Consider the following 16,164-nt stretch of genomic DNA (forward strand, 5'->3'; position numbering starts at 1 on the left):
CGAGCGCACGCGAAGCAATGGCGGAGGGGGCGCCCTTTCCGGCCGGACACTCAGGCGAAGGAGAATAGAGGCGAGCGAAGGACTGGCCGGCCAGGCTCCGCGGCGTGCGCGACGGCGCCTCCCTTGCCGGGCGCCGTCTTCCGCGCGCACAAGGCTCCGTTTCCTCGAAGCCCTCCCGCCCGCGCAGGACTCCCGATGCCCGACGAGCCCGTCGCCTCCCTCCCCGAGCGCAAGCGTGGCGCCGGCGCGAAGATCGTCTACGACCTCCTGCGCGACGAGATCCTGAACCTCACCCTCTCGCCGGGCTCGCCCATCGACGAGGTGCAGCTCGGCGAGCGGTTCGGCATGTCCCGCACGCCGATCCGCGAGGCGCTGGTGCGGCTGGCCGAGGAGGGCTTGGTCAGCACCCTGCCGAATCGCTCGACCATGGTCGCGCAGATCGATTTCCTCAACCTGCACACCTATTTCGATGCGCTGGCCCTGATGTACCGGGTCACCACCCGGCTGGCGGCGCAGAACCACCGACCGTCCGACCTGACCGAGATCCGCGCGCTGCAGGCCGAGTATGCGCGGGCGGTGCAGGCCCAGGACGCCCTGGCCATGATCGCGATCAACGCGGCCTTCCACATCGCGATCGCCGAGGCCGGCCGCAACCGCTACTTCACCGGCCTGTCGCGACGCCTCCTCGGCGAGGGGCGGCGGATCCTGCGGCTGTATTACGACAGCTACGACGACCAGTTGCCGATGCACCTCGTGGACGAACACGAGGAGTTGATCCTGGCCATCGCAGACCGGGACGTCGAGGGCGCCGACCGCCTCGCCAAGGCCCACGCGGAGCAAATCGCCATGCAGGTACAACGGCTTCTCACCCGACGGGGCGACCTCGACATCGCCCTTTGACGACCCGCACAATTCTTGTCGACAAAAAGAATGCAACGTGCGAGAAGGCGTCGGCGCGGCGGCCGGGCTCGCGCCCTGTCGTCCTGCCGGCCACGCTCCGAGGAGTCCGCGATGAAGGCCCCGATCTTTTCCGGCGTGATCCCCGCGCTGATGACCCCCTGCCGCGCCGACCGCAGCCCCGATTTCGACGCCATGGTCCGCAAGGCCCGCGAGTTGATCGCGGCCGGCATGTCGGCGGTGGTCTATTGCGGCTCCATGGGTGACTGGCCGCTCCTCACCGACGCGCAGCGCATGGAGGGCGTGGCCCGCCTCGTCGAGGCGGGGATCCCGGTCATCGTCGGCACCGGCGCGGTCAACACCGCCTCGGCCGTGGCCCATGCCGCCCATGCCGCGAAGGTCGGCGCCAAGGGGCTGATGGTGATCCCCCGCGTCCTGTCGCGCGGATCGTCGCCCGCCGCCCAGCGCGCCCACTTCAAGGCGATTCTCGCGGCGGCGCCGAACCTGCCGGCGGTGATCTACAACAGCCCCTATTACGGCTTCGCCACCCGCGCCGACCTGTTCTTCGCCCTGCGCGAGGAGCACCCGAACCTCGTCGGCTTCAAGGAGTTCGGCGGCCCGGCCGACCTGCGCTACGCCGCCGAAACGATCACCAGCCGCGACGACGACGTCTCGCTGATGATCGGCGTCGATACGGCGGTGGTCCACGGCTACGTGAATTGCGGCGCGACGGGCGCCATCACCGGCATTGGCAACGTCCTGCCCCGCGAGGTGCTGCACCTCTGCGCCCTCTCCCAGGCCGCCGCGAACGGCGACGTGGCCGCCCGCCGCCACGCACAGGAGCTGGAATCGGCGCTGGCCGTGCTCTCCTCCTTCGACGAGGGGCCGGACCTCGTCCTCTATTTCAAGCACATGATGGTGCTGAAGGGACAGCCGGAGTACGCCCTGCACTTCAACGAGACCGACGCCCTGAGCGAGAGCCAGCGGGGCTACGTCGAGGCGCAGCTGCGCCTGTTCGAGGCGTGGTACGCCGGCTGGAGCCGCGAGACCACCGTGCAGCGGGCCTCGGCCGCGTGAGGCGCGGCCCCGGCGCCCCGATCCGGGGCGGGGCGGGGCGTGACGCCATCGCGCGCGCCGCACGGAAACGTAGCCGTTCCTCCGAGCGTAGCCCTCCTGAGTGGGCTGCGGCCCACAGGCGCCTCGGATGGAACGGACATGGCCCAGAAATCCCTCGCCCGGCAGGTCGTCGTCGTGACCGGCGCCTCCTCGGGGATCGGCCTCGCCACGGCCCGCATGGCCGCCGCCCGCGGCGCCCGGGTCGTGCTCGTCGCCCGAAGCACGGAGGCCCTGGACCGGATCGCCGCCGGGATCGTCCGCGAGGGCGGCGAGGCGATCGCCGTCGCCGCCGATGTCGGCTACCGCGCGGAGGTCGAGGAGGTGGCGGCCCGGACCCTGGTGGCCTTCGGCGGGTTCGACACCTGGGTGAACAACGCGGGCCTCACGATCTACGGCCGGCTGGAGGACGTCGATCAGGAGGATCACGAACGGCTGCTGCGCACGAATTTCTGGGGCACCGTCAACGGCTCCCTCGTGGCAGTGGCACACCTGCGCAAGCACGGCGGCACGCTGATCAATGTCGGATCGGTCGCCAGCGATCTCGCCTTCCCGCTGCAGGGCATGTACTCGGCCTCGAAGCACGCGGTGAAGGGCTTCACCGACGCCCTGCGCATGGAGTTGCGCCACGACGATGCGCCCGTGGCGGTCACGCTCGTCAAGCCGACCTCCATCGACACGCCCCTGCCCCGGCGTGCCCGCAACTACATGGACCGGGAGCCGATGCTGCCGCCACCGGTCTACCGGCCGGAGGAAGTGGCCGAGGCGATCCTCTTCGCCGCCGAGCATCCCCGCCGGGACATCGTGGTCGGCGGCGCGGGCAAGCTGTTCACGGCGGGCAAGGAGTTCGCGCCCGGCGCCTACGACCACCTCGCCGGCTCGATCGTGGCGATGCAGAAACGGCCGGGCAGTCCGCGCCGGCCGGAGGGTGCCCTCCACGCGCCGCAGGCCGACGACACCGGCCATGTCCGGGGCGACCAGCCCGGCTACGTGATGCGCCGGAGCGCCTACACGCGGGCGAGCCTCCACCCCGTCGCCGCCACTTCGGCGGCCATCGGCCTCGGGTTCGCGGCGGCCACCCTGCTTCGCCCGCGCCGGGGACACCGGTCCTGAACGCGCAGATGCCTGTGGCCGCCGCCGAGGGGGCGCGGGGCGCCGCCGGGCGCAGGATCCTGCTTCTCCCCGGTGGACGGTCCCTGGCCTACGCCGAGGCCGGAGCCGGGCCGCCGGTGGTGCTGATCCACGGTGCGGTGATGACCCTGGAGGACCTGTGGTTGCCCCTGGGACCGCGTCTCGCAAGCCGCCACCGGGTCGTGGCCGTGGACCGCCCCGGCCACGGCCTCAGTGTCCGGCGGCGCCTCGTCGATGCCTCACCCTGGCGGCAGGCGCGGCTGATCCGCGATGCGCTCGATGAGCTCGGCCTCGAGAGACCGGTGCTTGTCGGCCATTCCTTCGGCGCCACCGTCGCCCTGTGCCTCGCCCTGGCCCATCCCGAGTCGGTGGCGGGGGTCGTGGCGTTGGCGCCCCTCTGCTTCCCGGAGCCGCGCCTGGAGCAGGCCCTGTTCGGGTTGCGGGCGGTGCCGGGTGCCGGGGAGACGCTGGCGCTTCTCCTGTCGGGCGCCCTCGATCCGGTGCTTCTGCCGCTCCTCTGGCGGGCGATCTTCCTGCCGCAGGCGGTGCCCGCGGACTTCGCACGCCGGTTCCCCTGGGAGCGCGCCTCAGGGGCCGCCCGCATGGTCGCCGAGGGCGAAGATTCCATGAGCCTCACGCCGGCACTGTTCAGGGCCATCGGCGACTATGGCTCGTGCCGGGTGCCGGTGAAGATCCTGGGCGGCTCGGCCGACATCGTGGTGCACAATGCACTCCACGGCCTTCCGGCGGCCCTGATGATGCCCGCAGCCCGGTTCGACTGGATCTTTGGGGCCGGACACATGCTCCACCACTTCCACCAGGACCGGATCGCGGCGGAGGTGGAGCAGTTGGCGGCGGGAGGCTGAATCCTCGCGTCATTGCGAGCGCAGCGAAGCAATCCAGGGATTCGCCACCTCTGGAAGCGTCCCGCTACCCTGGATTGCTTCACTCCGTTCGCAATGACGACGTTTCGAAAGAATCCCTCACCCGAGCCGCGCCCGCGCCGCCTCCGCCACCGCCTCGGCCGTCAGCCCGAAATGGCGGATGAGGTCTTCGGGCGAACCCGAGGCGCCGAAGCTGGTCATGCCGACGAAGCCGCCCTCCTCGCCGATCCAGCGGTCCCAGCCGAAGCGGAGCGCCGCCTCGACGGCCACCCGCACCGTGTCCTTGGCGATCACGCTCGCCCGGTAGCCCGCATCCTGCTGCGCGAAGAGTTCCCAGGAAGGCATCGAGACCACCGCCGTCGGCACGCCCTCGCGCTGAAGTGCGTCCCGTGCCGCGAGCGCCAGGGCGACCTCCGAGCCGGTGCCGATGAGGGTGACGCGGCGCTTGCCCTCGGCCTCGGCCAGCACGTAGGCACCCCGGGCGCAGAGGTTCTTGCCCCCGCCGCCCCGGCGCACCACGGGCAGGTCCTGACGCGAGCACACGAGCGAGGTCGGCCCCGAGCGGTTGGCGAGCGCGAGCTCCCAGCACTCGGCCGCCTCGGTGGCGTCGGCCGGGCGCAGCACCAGCATGTTCGGGATCGCCCTGAGGCTCGCGAGGTACTCCACGGGCTGGTGGGTCGGGCCGTTGCGGCCGATGGCGATGGAATCGTGGCTGTAGACGGTGATGACCGGCAGGTTCATCAGCGCCGCCATGCGCAGAGACGGGCGCATGTAGTCGGAGAAGACGAGGTAGGTCGCCCCCACCGGCACGAGGCCGCCATGGGCGACGATGCCGTTCATCATCGAGCCCATGGCGTGCTCGCGGATGCCGTAATGCAGGTAGCGCCCGCCCCGGTTTTGCGCCGTGAAGGCGGGCAGCGTCTGCTTGTGCTTGGTCGGGCCTTCGAGGTCGGGGGCACCGGGGAAGAGTTCGGGGATTGCGGTGGCGAGTTCGCCCACGATCTCGGCGGAGATCTCGATGCTCGGCCGCGCGGTGCCGGCCTCGGCCAGCCGATCGCGGATCGTGCGCAGGGTCTCGCGCCAATCCCCGGGGAGATGCCCGGCGCTCACCCGGTCGAAGGCGGCGCGGGCTGCGGCGGGGGCCGTCTCGCGGCGCTGCCGCCACGCCTCGTAGACCGGGCGGTTGCGGCCGCCGACGCCCTCACGCCACGCGGCGGCGACGTCCTCCGGCACGGTGAAGGGCGGATACGTCCAGCCCTTGGCCGCCCGCGCCTCGGTGAGGTCGCTCGCCAGGACGCGTCCGCCATGGGCACCGCGCTGGCCCTCCAGGCGCGGCAGGCCCTTCCCGATCACCGTGCGGCAGGCGATCATGCTCGGGCGCGGGTCGGCCTTGGCCGCCTCGATGGCCGCCGAGACCGCCTCGACATCGTGCCCGTCGGCCTCCAGCACCTGCCAGCCGGCAGCCCGGAATCGAGCGCGCACGTCCTCCGAGATCGAGAGCGTGGTGGGGCCGTCATCGGTGATGAGGTTGTCGTCCCACAGGACGATGAGGCGACCGAGTTGCAGGTGGCCGGCCAGCGAGATCACCTCGTGAGCGACGCCCTCCTGCAGGCAGCCGTCGCCGACGATGCAGTAGGTGTGATGATCGACGAAGTCCCGTCCGTGCTCGGCGGCGAGCCGCGCCTCGGCCACCGCCATGCCGACGGCGTTGGCGATGCCCTGCCCGAGCGGCCCGGTGGTGGTCTCGATGCCGTGCTCCGGGGCGATCTCCGGGTGGCCGTGGGTGTTCGAGCCGAGCACGCGGAAGTTGCGGATCTGGCCCATCCCCATGCCCGGATAGCCGGAGAGATGGAGCGCCGCGTAGAGCAGCATCGAGCCGTGGCCGTTCGAGAGCACGAACCGGTCGCGGTCGGGCCAGGTCGGATCCTGCGGGGCGCAGCGCAGGTGGCGGGTGAACAGCGCCACCGCCATCTCCGCGCAGCCGAGCGGCGCGCCGGGATGCCCGTCCGTCGCCCGCTCGATGGCGTCGAGGGCGAGGAACCGGATGGCGTCGGCCATGCGGGCGGTGAGGGCGGGATCGGACATGGCGGGGCTCGGGTTGGAAGGCGCCCCTCCCCCTTGCGGGGAGGAGTAAGGGGGTTGGGGGTGGTGCCGGATGAGGCTCGACGGTGCCTTCTGCACCACCCCCGGCCCTGCCCCTCCCCGCAAGGGGGAGGGAATGCGTCAGCTCACACCAGCTTGCCGGCGACGGCCTCGAGCTGGCTCCAGCCCGCATCGCCGAACTTGGCCTTCCAGTCCTTGTAGAAGCTGGTCTTGGCCAGCGCGTCGCGGAACAGGGTGCGGTCCACGTCGAAGAAGGTGATGCCCTTCTCGGTGAGCGTCTGGCGAAGCGACACGCTGAGCTTGGCGACGTCGGCCCGCTGATCGACGGCGGACTTGTCGAACTCCCGGGTGACGATGGCGCGCACGTCCTCCGGCAGGCGGGCGACCGCCTTCTTGTTGCCGAGGATCCAGTAGCCGTCCCAGACGTGGCCGGTCATGCTGCAGGTCTTCTGCACCTCGTAGAGGCGGGTCGTCGCGATGATCGGCAGGGGGTTCTCCTCGCCTTCCACGACCTTGGTCTGGAGCGACGAGTAAAGCTCGTTGAAGTTGATGGGCGCGGCGCCCGCGTCCAGCGCCTTGAACAGGGAGGTCAGCATCGGCGCCGGGGGGACGCGGATCTTGAAGCCCTTCAGGTCCTCCGGCGTCTTGATCTCGCGGGTGGAGGAGGTGATCTGCCGGAAGCCGTTGTCCCACACCTTCGACATGGTGGTGATCGGCGTCTTGGCGATCTCCGCGCGGACGTATTCGCCGAGCCCGCCATCCATGGCCTGCCAGACGGCGTCGTAGTCCTTGAAGGCGAAGCCGGTGTTGGGCAGGCTCGCGGCGGGCACGAAGGTCGAGAGGATCGAGGTCGCGAGGTTGAAGAACTCGACCGAGCCGTTGCGCACCTGGGCCAGCAGGTCCGTGTCGGAGCCGAGCTGGTTCGCCGGGAACAGCTTGATATCGAGGCGGCCGGAGGTCGCCTCGCGGATACGGTCGATGGCCTCCTGCGCCCTGATGTTGACCGGGTGGGTCGGGTCCTGGCCCGTGGCCAGCTTGAAGTTGAACTCGGCCGCATCCCCCCGCCGGGTCAGGATGCCGAAGACCGGAACGGCAGCCGCGCCCGCGAGGAGCGTACGGCGGCTCAGACGAAATTCCCGCATGGTTTCACTCCCTCTGGATGATCGATGGCGGGGCCGGTTCTCCGGCCTCCCTTTTGTCGGAATGCGTTTCGGTTCAGCGCTTGATGCCGTTGAGGGCGCGGTAGGCGCGCACCACCTGGCTGTCGTCGAGGGCGCCCTCGCCCCGTCCCGAGGTCGAGAGGAAGAGCTGATGGGCGAGGCCCGCGAGCGGCAGGGCCGCCTTGGCGCCGCGCCCGGCCTCCAGCACGATCCCGAGATCCTTCACGAAGATGTCGACCGCGCTGGTGACGCGGGGCTCGTCCTCCAGCATCCGCGGTCCCCGGTCGCGGAGCATCCAGCTCGCGGCGGAGGAGCCGGAGAGGATCTCCAGCACCACGGACAGATCGACGCCGACCTGCTCGGCGAGCGCCAAGGCCTCGGCGGTGGCCGCGATGTGGACGCCGCAGAGCAGTTGGTTCACCGCCTTCACGGTGGCGCCCTGCCCCGGCTCGGTGCCGACGTGGAACACCCGGTCGCCGAGCCGATCGAGGACGGGGCGGATCGCGGCCAGCGTCTCCGGCGGCGCGGCGGCCATGATGGTGAGCGTGGCGGCCTCGGCGCCGACGACCCCGCCGGAAACGGGCGCATCGACGAAACGGCGGCCGGTGGCCAGGACGCGGGCGGCGAGGTCGGCCACCGCCTGCGGTGGGCAGGTCGCCATCAGCACCACGGTGGCGTCGGGCGCGAGCGCGTCGAGTCCCCCCTGTTGGAACAGGACGTCCTCGGCCTGGGACGCGTTGACGACCATCAGCAGGATCGCCTCCGCGCCCCCGGCGGCCTGCGCCACCGTCTCCGCCCTCTCGCCCCCGGCGGCGACGAGCGCCGCGCGGCTTTCCGGCCGGATGTCGTAGCCGCGGACGCCCAGGCCCGCCGCCACAAGATGCCGGGCCATGGGCATTCCCATGGAGCCGAGACCGACGAAGGCGAGGCGGTTCACAGCCATTCGCGGATGCTCCGGCACATCGCCTCGGTGGAGATGCCGTAGCGGTCGTGCAGGGTCGGCAGGGCGCCGGCATCGAGGAACTCGTCCGGCAGGCCGACCTGGCGGAAGCCGCGATCCGGCAGGACGCCGCCACGCATCAGCGTACCCGCCACCGCCTCGCCGAGGCCGCCGACCACCGTGTGGTTCTCGGCCACCACCACGAGGCGCCCGCCCTTGCGGACCTCGGCGAGGATCGTCGCCTCGTCCAGCGGCTTGATCGTCGGCACGTGCAGCACCGCCACGTCGATCCGGTCATCGGCCAGGGCCTGGGCCGTCTCCAGGGCGCGCATGGTCATCAGCCCCGAGGAGATGATGAGCACGTCCCGCCCGTCGCGGATCGTCTTCGCCTTGCCGAGTTCGAACTTGTAGCCGTACTCGTCCAGCACCAGCGGGACGTTGCCCCGCAGGAGGCGCAGGTAGACCGGGCCCTGGTGCTCGACCATCGCCGGGACGACCTGCTCGATCTCGTGCGCGTCGCACGGGTCGATGATCGTCATGTTCGGCAGGCCGCGGAAGATCGCGATGTCCTCCGTCGCCTGGTGGCTCGGGCCGTAGCCGGTGGTGAGGCCAGGGAGGGCGCAGCAGATCTTGACGTTCAGGTTCTCCTCGGCGATCGCGAGGCAGATGAAGTCGTAGGCCCGCCGCGCCGCGAACACCGCGTAGGTGGTGGCGAAGGGCATGAAGCCCTCCCGCGCCAGACCTGCCGCCGCGCTCATCAGGAGCTGCTCGGCCATGCCCATCTGGTAGAACCGGTCGGGATGGGCCTGCGCGAAGATGTGCAGGTCGGTATACTTGGCGAGATCGGCCGAGAGGCCGACGATCTCGGGCCTCGACTTCGCCATCTCCACCAGGGCGTGCCCGAAGGGGGCGGCCTTGGTGCGCTGGTCGGGACCGGCGAGCGATGCGATCATCGCCGAGGTCTTCAGGCCGACGCCCTGACGCGGCGCGGGCTTCTCGTATTTCGAGCGCCTCATTGGCCCCTCCCCTCGTCGAGAATCCTCAAGGCTTCGGTCCACTCCTGCGGCTCGACGCGCAGGAAGTGGTTGCGTTCACGCGATTCCAGGAAGGGCACGCCCTTGGCCATCTTCGTGTCGCAGATGACGATCCGGGGCTGGGCACCGGTATGGTTGCGGGCGGCGTCGAAGGCCGCGACCACGGCATCGATGTCGTTGCCGTCGACTCGCTGGACGAACCAGTTGAAGGCTTCGAACTTCGGCGCCAGCGGCTCGAAATCGAGAACGCCGCGCGAGGCGCCGTCGGCCTGCATCCCGTTCACGTCGACGATGCCGATGAGGTTGTCGAGCTTGTGAGAGCCCGCCGACATCGCGGCTTCCCAGGTCGAGCCCTCATCGAGCTCGCCATCGGAGAACAGGTTGTAGACGAAGCTGTCGGACTTCTTCCGCTTCAGCCCGAGCGCCATGCCGACCGCGATGCCGAGGCCGTGGCCGAGCGAGCCGCCGGTGATCTCCATGCCCGGCGTGTAGGCGGCCATGCCCGACATCGGCAGGCGGCTGTCGTCGCCGCCATAGCTCGTCAGCTCGTCCTCGGGGAGAATCCCCGCCTCGATCAGCGCCGCGTAGAGGGCGATGGCGTAGTGGCCGATGGACAGGCAGAACCGGTCGCGGCCCTCCCATTCCGGATCCTCCGGCTTGTACCGGAGGGCATGGAAGTAGCTCACCGCCAGCACGTCGGAGATGCCGAGCGCCTGGGCGATGTAGCCCTGGCCCTGGACCTCGCCCATGAGCACGGCGTTGCGGCGGATGCGATAGGCCCGTTCCCTCAGGGAGACGTTCGAGCCCACGTGGCTTGTTTCGGTCGACATGGTCGCCTCCCGGTCAGTGGATGAGCATGCCGCCGTTCACGTCGATCACCGCGCCGGTGATGTACGAGGACAGGTCGGACGCGAGGAACAGGCAGGCGTTGGCGACGTCGTCGGCGACGCCGAGGCGGGCGAGCGGGATACCCTTGGCGATCTCGACCTTCAGCTCGGGGGTGAGCTTGCCGCCGGTGATGTCGGTCTGGATCAGGCCGGGGGTGACGGAGTTCACCCGCACGTTGTCGGGGCCGAGTTCGCGGGCCATCGCCTTCTGCAGGCCGAGCACGCCGCCCTTGGCCGCCGAGTAATGCGGCCCGCCGAAGATGCCGCCGCCGCGCTGGGCCGAGACGGAGGACATGCACACGATGGAGCCGGATTGCTGCGCCCGCATCCCGGGAATCACGGCTTGGCTCATGTAGAGCGTGCCGCGCAGGTTCACGTCGGTCACCGCGTCGTAGTTCTCCGGCCCGATGTCCATGATCTTCAGCGGCTGCGTGATGCCGGCGTTGTTGATCAGCACGTCGATCCGGCCGAACCGCGCCACCACCTCGTCGGCGGCGGCCTGGCAGGCCGCCTTGTCGGTGACGTTGCAGGCGAGGCCGAGATGGCCCTCGCCGATGTCGCGGGCGGCGGCCTCGGCTTGGCCCGCATCGAGATCGAGGATCACGATCCGCGCGCCATGGGCCGCGAAGAGCTTGGCGGTCGCCTTGCCGATGCCGCGGGCCGAAGCCGCGCCGGTGATGAGGCAAACCTTGTCGGCGAGAAGCTGCATCCTGTCCTCCCGGCAGGCCAGGGACGGCCCGCGCTAGCGTGTGATGAGGGGGAGGAGACGCATGAGGGCGCTTCAACCGGGACCCTGGGGTCCACCGGTTCTGCCTCTGGCCGTTTCCTCACATCTCTTGTTGATCCGAGGATGCGCCGTTCGCCAGCATCAAGGCAAACGCGAATTCTGCAACGGCGGATGAATCTGATTCAACCGGCTGGTTCGGTCCCTCCCTGCGAGCGACGGCGAACCGGTTGAGGGCGGCGGGACGCCTCGGGGGGGCGGCGCAACTCGGGATCGCTTCGCTCCGCCCGCCGTGACAGCGCGGTGCGAAGCGGCGGCCCCTCACGCCAAGGCCGGATCGAGGGGGATGCCCAACTCCCCCGCGAGCCAGCGGGCGAACACCCGCAACGGTGCCCGGCGGCGAGCGGCGCTGGGGAAGACGAGGTGGTGGCCCACGTAGCGCAGGTCCTCGGCCGTCCCGGCCAACGGCGCCACGAGGCGCCCGGCGGCGAGTTCGCGCTCGGCCAGGCGCGTCGATTCGAGGGCGACGCCGAGCCCGTCGGCGGCGGCGGCCAAGGCCAGGAAGCTGCGGTCGAAGCGCAGCCCCGCCGTGGCCGGGGCGGCGAGGCCGTTCGCCTCGAACCAGTTCGGCCAGCGCAGTTGCTTGTTGTCGCTCTGGATCAGCGTCTGTCCGACGAGGTCGGCGGCGGAGCGGATGGCGGCGGCGCGGGCCGGATCGCAGAGCGGCGTGACGGTCTCCTGGCCCAGCGGCATCCGCACCAGCCCGTCGCCGCGGGGCGGCCCGTAGACGATGTCGGCATCGAAATCGTCGGTGGTGAAGCGGGCGTAATCCATGCCGGCGGCGAGGCGGACCTCGATGCCGGGATGCTCGTTCAGGAATCGTGCGAGGCGCGGCGTCAGCCACTGCGCGGCGAAGCTCGGGGCGCAATGCAGGCGCAGCAATTGCCCGCCCCGGCTCGTGACGAGATCGAGCCCCCGGTCCAGCACCTCAAAGGCCCGGCCGACATGGTCGTGGAGGGTCTCGCCCGAGGCGGTCAGAGCGACGCCCTGCCCCGTCCGCTCGAACAGGGCAACGCCCAGCCCCTCCTCCATCTTGCGGACGGCGTGGCTGATGGCGCTGGTGGACAGGCCGAGTTCACCGGCCGCGGCCTTGAACGACCGGCGGCGCGCGGCGGCCTCGAAGATGCGGATCGCGGAGAGGGGGATGACCGGGCGCATGGCGCAGCATCCCCCGCGGGTCCCATGTCACGCAAGGCCGAACGCCGCCCCGGCAGTGGACCGGGGCGGCGCGGCTCCTAGTGCTCAGACGCACTCACTTCGTTCATGCGCGTGAGCACTGGCTTTTTTGTTCTTGCATCAATTTTTCCAGTCTCGGCTGACGCCTCCGACTGGATCGATGCACTAGCGCTGAACGATGACCTTCGTGCCCACCTTCGCGTGGGTGTAGAGGTCCATCACGTCTTCGTTGGTCATGCGGATGCAGCCCGAGGAGACGGCGGTGCCGATGGTCTCCGGCTCGTTGGAGCCGTGGATGCGGTACATGGTGCCGCCGAGATACATGGCGCGGGCGCCGAGCGGGTTCTCGACCCCGCCCTTCATGTAGCGCGGCAGGTCGGGCCGGCGGCGCAGCATCTCGGCCGGCGGACGCCAATCCGGCCACTCGCGCTTCATGGTGATGGTCTGCACGCCACCCCAGGTGAAGCCCGGACGGCCGACGCCGACGCCGTAGCGCAGGGCCTGGCCGCCGCCGAGGACATAGTACAGCCGCCGCTCGGCGGTGGAGACCACGATGGTGCCGGCGCCGTAGGGGCCGTTATAGGCCACCGTCTCACGGGCGATCGCCGACATCTGCGGCACGGCCGCGTTCTGCTGGAGCGGATCGGCGGTGGTGAGCGCGGCGTTGGCCACGGGCACGGCGGCCGGATCGACGGCCTGCGGACGGACGCGGACGGTGAGGACGTTGTCGATCGGCTGGCGGGTCAGCGGATCGATCTCGTAAGCCGATGCGGGCACGGCCGAGGCAGCCGCGCCGGCCAGACCGGCGAGGGTGAGAAGTAAACGACGCATCGAGGCCTCACGAAGGCAGGCGCGGAATAGCGGAAGAACGCGGGAACGCTGGCGGGCATGATGCCGTGCCGATCCTCACCAAGGCCTAAACGCTCCCCCGCCAAAGCCAAGCCTGAAAGCCATGCCGACGGCCGTTCCGGCCCGGCCGTTGTCGTATGGCAACACTGTGGCAGCTTGGCCGTGGGCGATGCCGGTCACCCGGCGCCCGCCAGGCGTCATCGTCCGCGCGAGCGACGCGGAGCAAGCGAGGGCAACCGCCCCTCTCCGGACCTGGCGCGCTCCTGGATTGCCTCCCATGGACGCCGGTGCCGGGACGGCCTCCGGACAGGCTCTCAGGCCCCTCGGCCTTCGCCGACGGGCCGCGATCGTGGCCTGCGCGATCCCAAAGCGCCGGACCCCGCGCCGACGAGGCGCAAGGGCCGTGGACCGCCCCCCTCACACCTCGTCGGCGGCGGGGATCCACACGGCCGGTTCGCGGACGGCCGGACGAGCCGGTGCCGGCGACGGGCCCGCGCTCCTCATCTGCGCCAGCTCGGCGAGTTCCGGCGCCTGCGCCGTATCGTCGGCGGTGAGGAACAGGCCGCGCGCCCGCGCCCACCGGCCGAGGTCGGCTCGGCTCGTGAGGACGCTCTGCACAGGGCTGGTCAGCAGGGCGAGGGCGAGGGGCGCCAGCCACAGGGCGAGCCAGAGGTTCCCGGCGACGGCGAGGCCGAGCACCATCGCCAGACCCACCACCACGGCGTCGGCCTGGAGGCGGACGGCCTCGGACCAGGAGACCTGCCGGTCGTCGCGCTCCTGCGTCTCCCAGCGCACCACCTTGCCGAGGAAGGTCGCCCCCACGGCGCCGGCGGTGAACAGCGTCATGACGGGCCAGAGGAACACCCACACGAGCTGTTCGAGGGCGGCGCTCGCCAGCAACGGGCCGGTGCCGCCGAAGGCCGCCCGGCGCTCCCGGCTCGCCAGGACATGGGCGAGGCTCAGGATCTTCGGCGCCGCGAGCAGCGCCACGCTGAGGGCGGCGAGGCCATGGGCCGCCGCGCCGGTGCCGGTGAGGCCGTAGGCGAGCAGGCCGAGATTGCCGTTGCGCGCCGCCTGCCACGCGGCCAGCCCGAGGAACGCGATCCACAGGGGCAGCATGCAGTAGGAGAGGATGCCGACCGAGAGGTGCCAGCGGCTCGCCCCCGTCAGCCCGGCCCAGGGCAGCACGCGCAGGTGCTGGAGGTTGCCCTGGCACCAGCGGCGCTCGCGGCCGAGCAGATCGATGAGGTTGGTGGGCATCTCCTCCCAGGTGCCGCCCATCTCCGGCAGCAGGCGAACCTCCCAGCCGGCCCGCACCATCAGGGCGCCTTCCACGATGTCGTGGCAGAGGATCTCGCCGCCGAGCGGTGCCTTACCGGGCAGGACCGGCAGCCCGGCATGGGCCACGAAGGCTTCGATCCGCAGGATGGCGTTGTGGCCCCAGTAGCTGCCCTCCGGCCCCTGCCACGTCTCCAGGCAGCGAAGGGCCAGCGGCGCATAGAGCCGCACGGCGAATTGCTGGACGCGGGCGAAGAGGGTGTCCCGGCCGGCAGCGTAGGACACGGTCTGGATCAGGCCGACCTTCGGACTCGCCTGGATGAGGCGAACGAGGCGCGTCATCGCCGCGCCGGTCATCAGGCTGTCGGCGTCCAGCACGATCATGAAGGTGTAGTCTTGGCCGTAGGTCTCGCAGAACTCCACGACGTTGCCGGCCTTGCGGCCGATATTCTCCGCCCGGCGGCGGTAGCGGATACGTGGCAGGGCGGGATCGGCGGCGGCCCACGCCTGGATGCGGGCGAATTCGTGCTCCTCCACCGCCGCCACGGCGCCGTCGCGGGTGTCGGACAGGACGAAGATGTCGATGTCGTCGGCGCCCTCACGGGCGAGCGAGCGCGCCATCACCCGCAACCGGGCGAAGACGGCGACTGCGTCCTCGGCGTAGATCGGGACGATGGCGGCGGTCCGCCCCTCGCCCTGGGGTGGCGCGGCGGGCGCCTCCGCGGCGCGCTCCAGGCTCGACTTCACCGTGGACGACCGCCTCGCACCGAGCCCGGCCGCGGCGAACCCGTAGAGGTACTGCCACGCGGTGAAGGCCTGCCAGCCCATCACGGCGCAGAAGGTGGCAAGCACGGCGGCCGACAGGGCATCGACGGCGGGAAACGCCGTCGCCGCGAGCCACACCAGGGCGACGACGGTGGCGAGCGTCGGCACGGCGAGGGCGAGGCGCCGGGCCGCGAGCATCCGCGATGCCCCGATCCAGACCTCCTGGGGAAGCGCCGCCGACGGGGCGTCGGCGCGCGGTCCGGCCTTGGCAGCGGGGATGAGGGGGGCGCGGTGGGAAGCGCGGTGGGACATGGCCAGGAAACTCGACCGTGACGGCGAACGGCGCGCCGCCGGGAGGGCGGGCGCGGTGGGAACGGGACGCTCGGCACGGGACGAGGACCCCGCGCCTCCGGCACCGCCGGACGCCGACCGATCATCCCCCCATGCCGCCACCGTCGGCCGTGCGGGGTTTCACACCCACCTTCGCCGCGGCGGTCAAGCGTTCGCTTCCTATCCCCATGGGCCTGAATAAGGCCAGAACGGCGGCGTCAGCCTCCGTACGGGCCGGGACTTTCCGACGCGCCCGCCGCCGCCCCGCATCGATGCAAGCCCTGGCAGAAGCGCATCGTCGTTCACGCGCGCGCCATACAAACCCTTGCCCTCGCCGCGCTGGCCGATTATGAGCGCAGCACCGCTGGACTCGTCGGCCAAGTCTCACCGCCCGCCGCGCGAGCCCTACGGTGCACACCCGGCCCCAAGCCGGACCGTGCTGGAGAGGTGGCAGAGCGGTTGAATGCACCGCACTCGAAATGCGGCATGGGTGCAAGCCCATCGGGGGTTCGAATCCCCCCCTCTCCGCCAGCAACACATTCGCTGACCGTCGCAGCAGTTTCTAAAGCATTCAAATCACAAGCATTCCACCACGACGGGGAACCGCCGGAGTTCGCCCAAATTCGCGACTACCGTGTGGGTAGGCGCGTTGGTGAGGCTGACATGGCGGGCAAGCTGAGGGCGCTTTGACTCGCGAAGCTCAAGAACCCCGGCATGTACGGTGATGGCGGCAACCCCTGGTTACTACCAACCGGCAACGGCGCCTAAAGCTGGATCTTCCGGTTCACGCTGCGGCGGAAGTCACGGGAGATGGGCCTGGGATCGGCCGGCAC

13 protein-coding genes and 1 tRNA gene are annotated in these 16,164 nt (G+C 70.8%); 5 read left to right on the forward strand and 9 right to left on the reverse strand.

Translation table 11 applies throughout. From position 1 onward, the window contains the following. Positions 1-195: 195 nt before the first annotated feature. The 4 genes from MFF06_RS10000 (at position 196) to MFF06_RS10015 (ending at position 4,007) form a co-directional block, all read left to right on the forward strand. Positions 196-900 carry a GntR family transcriptional regulator gene (locus MFF06_RS10000; protein WP_238203390.1) on the forward strand — a complete coding sequence of 235 codons (705 nt, stop codon included), beginning with the start codon at positions 196-198 and terminating at the stop codon, positions 898-900. Positions 901-1,011: 111 nt separating this feature from the next. Beyond that, positions 1,012-1,974 carry a dihydrodipicolinate synthase family protein gene (locus tag MFF06_RS10005; protein ID WP_238203391.1) on the forward strand — a complete coding sequence of 321 codons (963 nt, stop codon included), beginning with the start codon at positions 1,012-1,014 and terminating at the stop codon, positions 1,972-1,974. A gap of 138 nt (positions 1,975-2,112) precedes the next feature. Continuing rightward, positions 2,113-3,123, forward strand: coding sequence for an SDR family oxidoreductase (locus MFF06_RS10010; protein WP_238203392.1), 1,011 nt, complete (start codon positions 2,113-2,115; stop codon positions 3,121-3,123). 8 nt (positions 3,124-3,131) lie between these two features. Continuing rightward, positions 3,132-4,007 (forward strand): alpha/beta fold hydrolase, encoded by an 876-nt coding sequence (locus tag MFF06_RS10015; protein WP_238203393.1) that lies wholly within the window; start codon positions 3,132-3,134, stop codon positions 4,005-4,007. 117 nt (positions 4,008-4,124) lie between these two features. Here MFF06_RS10015 and tkt read toward each other — a convergent pair whose 3' ends face one another. The 9 genes from tkt to mdoH form a co-directional block, all read right to left on the reverse strand. Further along, complete coding sequence (gene tkt / locus MFF06_RS10020) at positions 4,125-6,110, reverse strand: transketolase (protein WP_238203394.1); 1,986 nt, start codon at positions 6,108-6,110, stop codon at positions 4,125-4,127. Positions 6,111-6,253: 143 nt separating this feature from the next. Then, positions 6,254-7,270, reverse strand: a complete 1,017-nt coding sequence (locus MFF06_RS10025; RefSeq protein ID WP_238203395.1) for a TRAP transporter substrate-binding protein — start codon at positions 7,268-7,270, stop codon at positions 6,254-6,256. Positions 7,271-7,343: 73 nt separating this feature from the next. After that, positions 7,344-8,231, reverse strand: coding sequence for an NAD(P)-dependent oxidoreductase (locus tag MFF06_RS10030; RefSeq protein WP_238203396.1), 888 nt, complete (start codon positions 8,229-8,231; stop codon positions 7,344-7,346). Then, positions 8,222-9,244: a transketolase family protein gene (locus MFF06_RS10035; protein ID WP_238203420.1), complete on the reverse strand. Its 1,023-nt coding sequence runs from the start codon at positions 9,242-9,244 to the stop codon at positions 8,222-8,224. Before MFF06_RS10035 ends, MFF06_RS10030 begins: the two co-directional genes overlap by 10 nt. Beyond that, positions 9,241-10,092, reverse strand: a complete 852-nt coding sequence (locus MFF06_RS10040) for a transketolase (RefSeq protein ID WP_238203422.1) — start codon at positions 10,090-10,092, stop codon at positions 9,241-9,243. Before MFF06_RS10040 ends, MFF06_RS10035 begins: the two co-directional genes overlap by 4 nt. A 13-nt stretch (positions 10,093-10,105) precedes the next feature. Next, positions 10,106-10,858: an SDR family NAD(P)-dependent oxidoreductase gene (locus MFF06_RS10045; protein WP_238203427.1), complete on the reverse strand. Its 753-nt coding sequence runs from the start codon at positions 10,856-10,858 to the stop codon at positions 10,106-10,108. A 336-nt stretch (positions 10,859-11,194) separates the two neighbouring features. Then, positions 11,195-12,091 carry a LysR substrate-binding domain-containing protein gene (locus tag MFF06_RS10050; protein WP_238203429.1) on the reverse strand — a complete coding sequence of 299 codons (897 nt, stop codon included), beginning with the start codon at positions 12,089-12,091 and terminating at the stop codon, positions 11,195-11,197. Between the two features lie 183 nt (positions 12,092-12,274). Further along, a complete protein-coding gene (locus tag MFF06_RS10055) occupies positions 12,275-12,940 on the reverse strand; it encodes a L,D-transpeptidase (protein ID WP_238203431.1) in 666 nt (221 codons plus the stop codon). 435 nt (positions 12,941-13,375) lie between these two features. Continuing rightward, positions 13,376-15,313, reverse strand: a complete 1,938-nt coding sequence (mdoH, locus tag MFF06_RS10060) for a glucans biosynthesis glucosyltransferase MdoH (protein WP_238203434.1) — start codon at positions 15,311-15,313, stop codon at positions 13,376-13,378. A 459-nt stretch (positions 15,314-15,772) separates the two neighbouring features. Between mdoH and MFF06_RS10065 the strand changes: the two genes are divergently transcribed. Beyond that, positions 15,773-15,862: transfer RNA gene (locus MFF06_RS10065), tRNA-Ser, on the forward strand. The last annotated feature ends 302 nt before the right edge of the window (positions 15,863-16,164 follow it).

This window comes from Methylobacterium aerolatum (genome assembly GCF_022179085.1).
GTDB lineage: Bacteria > Pseudomonadota > Alphaproteobacteria > Rhizobiales > Beijerinckiaceae > Methylobacterium > Methylobacterium aerolatum.

What these genes read in the sequence shown, in the direction of transcription:
- MFF06_RS10035 (WP_238203420.1), bottom strand. Translation starts at nt 9,244, where the DNA reads ATGAGGCGCTCGAAATACGAGAAGCCCGCGCCGCGTCAGGGCGTCGGC.
- MFF06_RS10050 (WP_238203429.1), bottom strand. Translation starts at nt 12,091, where the DNA reads ATGCGCCCGGTCATCCCCCTCTCCGCGATCCGCATCTTCGAGGCCGCC.
- MFF06_RS10025 (WP_238203395.1), bottom strand. Translation starts at nt 7,270, where the DNA reads ATGCGGGAATTTCGTCTGAGCCGCCGTACGCTCCTCGCGGGCGCGGCT.
- MFF06_RS10030 (WP_238203396.1), bottom strand. Translation starts at nt 8,231, where the DNA reads ATGGCTGTGAACCGCCTCGCCTTCGTCGGTCTCGGCTCCATGGGAATG.
- MFF06_RS10000 (WP_238203390.1), top strand. Translation starts at nt 196, where the DNA reads ATGCCCGACGAGCCCGTCGCCTCCCTCCCCGAGCGCAAGCGTGGCGCC.
- tkt (WP_238203394.1), bottom strand. Translation starts at nt 6,110, where the DNA reads ATGTCCGATCCCGCCCTCACCGCCCGCATGGCCGACGCCATCCGGTTC.
- MFF06_RS10055 (WP_238203431.1), bottom strand. Translation starts at nt 12,940, where the DNA reads ATGCGTCGTTTACTTCTCACCCTCGCCGGTCTGGCCGGCGCGGCTGCC.
- MFF06_RS10045 (WP_238203427.1), bottom strand. Translation starts at nt 10,858, where the DNA reads ATGCAGCTTCTCGCCGACAAGGTTTGCCTCATCACCGGCGCGGCTTCG.
- MFF06_RS10010 (WP_238203392.1), top strand. Translation starts at nt 2,113, where the DNA reads ATGGCCCAGAAATCCCTCGCCCGGCAGGTCGTCGTCGTGACCGGCGCC.
- MFF06_RS10040 (WP_238203422.1), bottom strand. Translation starts at nt 10,092, where the DNA reads ATGTCGACCGAAACAAGCCACGTGGGCTCGAACGTCTCCCTGAGGGAA.
- mdoH (WP_238203434.1), bottom strand. Translation starts at nt 15,313, where the DNA reads ATGTCCCACCGCGCTTCCCACCGCGCCCCCCTCATCCCCGCTGCCAAG.
- MFF06_RS10005 (WP_238203391.1), top strand. Translation starts at nt 1,012, where the DNA reads ATGAAGGCCCCGATCTTTTCCGGCGTGATCCCCGCGCTGATGACCCCC.
- MFF06_RS10015 (WP_238203393.1), top strand. Translation starts at nt 3,132, where the DNA reads ATGCCTGTGGCCGCCGCCGAGGGGGCGCGGGGCGCCGCCGGGCGCAGG.